The following is a 2,766-nucleotide window of genomic DNA, read 5'->3' as shown; positions in this document are numbered from 1 at the left end:
CGGACCGCGGTGACCCGGACCCCGGCTTCGCGCAGCTTCGCCGCGTACGCCTCGCCCTCGTCGCGCAGCACGTCGGCCTCGTCGGTGATGACCAGGGTCGGCGGCATGGCCTTGAGCTGGTCCAACGAGGCGCGCAGTGGTGAGGCGTGGGGGTGGGCGCGCTCGGCGGGGTCGGTGGTGTACTGGTCCCAGAACCACTTCATGCCGTCGAGGGTGAGGAAGTAGCCCTCGGCGAACTGACGGTAGGACCCGGTGTCGAAGTTGGCGTCGGTGACCGGGTACAGCAGGACCTGGCACTTGAGTGCGAGCCCGCCACGCTCGGCGTTCATCATGGCGAAGACGGTGGACATGTTGCCGCCGACGGAGTCGCCGCAGACCGCCACGTGCCCCGGATCGAGGTTCTTCTCCGGGCCGTGCGACTGGAGCCATTGGCCCACCGCGTAGTTCTGCTCGATCTGGGTGGGGTACTTGGCCTCCGGGGCCAGCGCGTAGACGGGGAAGACGACAGCGGCGTTCGCGCGCGTCGCCAGCTCGCGCACCAGGCGGTCGTGGGTGGTCTCGTCGCCGAAGACCCAGCCCGCGCCGTGGATGTAGACGATGACCGGCAACACGCCGGTGGCGCCCCGGGGGCGGATGATGCGGGTGCGGAGCGTGCCGTACCGGCCGGCGTCGACGTCGACCCACTCCTCGTCGATGGCGGGCTTGTCGACGGCGGTGCCGGTGTGCAGACCGGCCAGCAGGTCGCGGCCGTCGGGTGGGTCGAGCTCGTAGATGCGCGGGTGCGGGTCCGTGGCCTGGGCGAGTTCGGCCGCCGCGGGCTCCAGGACCGGGGCGGACGGACGGGAGGACGTGGTGGCCATACGAGGCCTCCTCGGTGAGGTGAACGCGACGATCCGCAACGGTCGCCGTCGGCACCATCCTTGCCATGACCCCGGACCTGCCGCGTGCGGTGCGTGCCGGTCGTGGGACCGAACGGGTGAACGCGCAACGGGCCACCGGCTGGGTCGGTGGCCCGTTCCGAGGGGCTCGGGGCTAGATCATCGGTGTCGGCCAGAAGGGCATCCAGGCCTGGACCGTCGATACGGTCTCCGTGTCCGGAGAGCCGGTGAAGCAGCGTCCGGGCGTGAGCGCGAGGGAGGCGGCCAGGCTGAGGGTCACGATGATTGCCGCGTACAAAGCAACGCTTCTCATTTGCGGTAGTCCCATGATCGTACGAAGTGTTGATCACGTGACTACACGATGCGGGCGAGAATTTCAAATCGCTGAATCGGGGAAGCCGCGGCTGCTCGGCATCAGGTCTTGTGGCTTTGCCGGGCGAGCGGTTTCTGCGGCTTTCAGATCGACCCGAGCAGTTCGGCCAGTGCCTCGGCGGCATATGCCTCTTCCTCGGCGGCCTCGATCTGCCGGGCAAGGGCCGCGGCCCGGCCGAGGTGGTCGAGTGCGGCCGGGATTCGGTCCAGTGCTTTCTCGGCCAGGCCCAGCCCGCGCAGTGCGGCAGCCTCCTCGCGTTGAGCCCCGATGGCTCGGGCGAGTTCGAGGGCGCTGGAGTGCCGGTCGAGCGCTGCCGCGTAATCTCCGGCTTCCCGGTGCACGGTGCCAAGGCCGTTCAGGGCGTCGGCCTCGATCCGTCGACTGTCCAGCGCGCGGAAGGTTTCGAGCGCGGATGTGTAGAGCGTGGCGGCGCGGGCGGACTCGTCCGGAAGTGGCAGGGAGGCGGCCAGGTTCAGCTGGACGGTTGCGAAATCATTCGGCGACAGGACTTCTTTCCCGATCGACAGGATCCTTTCGAAGACCTTTCGTGCCTCTTGTGGATTTCCGGTGCTGAGATGCAGCCCACCGAGATTTCCGAGGATCTGGAGTTCGAGTCGCGAATCGTCCAGATCGTCGACGAGCTGTCTCGCCTCGGTGAGCGACGTGAGCGCCGTTTCGCCGTCTCCCAAATGGAGGAGGATTGCGCCGAGGGCGGTGAGGCAGCGGGCGAGGTTCCATCGATCTGCCGAATTCCGGTGGATCTCGATCACTTCGCGCTGAATCGACGCCGCCGTGGTCAGATCGCTCTGGTGCCAGTGAATCGCCGCGAGCTTTTCCAGCGCCTCCGCCGTACACCTGGTGTCGCCCTCCGCCCGCGCCGTCCGCAGGGCGCGATCGGCGGCCCGGGTGGCGGCAGGGTACTGACCAGTGCGGATGCGGATCGAGGCGAGCGCCAGGAGGGCGTGGGCCTCGGCGAGGGTCACGCCGTGGGTGTGCCAGTGGTCGGCGGCAGCGCTGTGCATTTCGCCCGCTTCGCGCCACAATCCCTCGGTTTCGAGATGCCCGGCGAGGACGTGGGCCAGCCAGGCCGCTTCCTCCGTCATTCCGCTGGTCCGGGCGTGGTTCTCCACTGCGGCGAGGCCCGGGAGTTCGGCGATCAGCCATGCTTTGACCGACTTCGTGTCGGGCCAGTCGAGTTCGTCCGCCAATGTGACGTCGGGAAGCCGGGGCTGTGCCGGAAGCGGGAGCCGGAATCGTCGCGGATTGAGGCTTCGGTCGGCGCGATCGGCGGTCCGCAGGCAGAAACTGACCAAGCGTCTGAGGGCTTCGTCGCGTTCGTCGGCGTCGACGAGATCCACCGCGTATTCCCGCAGGAGATCGTGCAGCACGTACCGCTCCGGCGAGGGCTCCTGGAGCAGGTGCAGGTTGTGCAGGTGCTCCAGGATGCGGTCGGTCTCGGCGAGCGGCCGGCCGGCGAGGGCCGCGGCCGAGTCGGGGCCGAAGGTCGACGCGGGG

2 protein-coding genes are annotated in these 2,766 nt (G+C 68.7%); both read right to left on the bottom strand.

Translation table 11 applies throughout. The annotated features are described in order from the left end of the window. On the bottom strand, positions 1 to 860 hold an 860-nt coding region (locus tag AB0O00_RS34625), incomplete at its 3' end, for an alpha/beta hydrolase (protein WP_363658621.1). A 474-nt stretch (positions 861 to 1,334) separates the two neighbouring features. Continuing rightward, a partial coding sequence (locus tag AB0O00_RS34620) for a tetratricopeptide repeat protein (protein WP_363658619.1) occupies positions 1,335 to 2,766 on the bottom strand: 1,432 nt, incomplete at its 5' end.

The organism is Kitasatospora sp. NPDC093558 (genome assembly GCF_040683475.1).
In the GTDB taxonomy this organism is placed as follows: Bacteria; Actinomycetota; Actinomycetes; order Streptomycetales; family Streptomycetaceae; genus Kitasatospora.
This window is presented reverse-complemented; position numbering and strand designations above follow the sequence as displayed.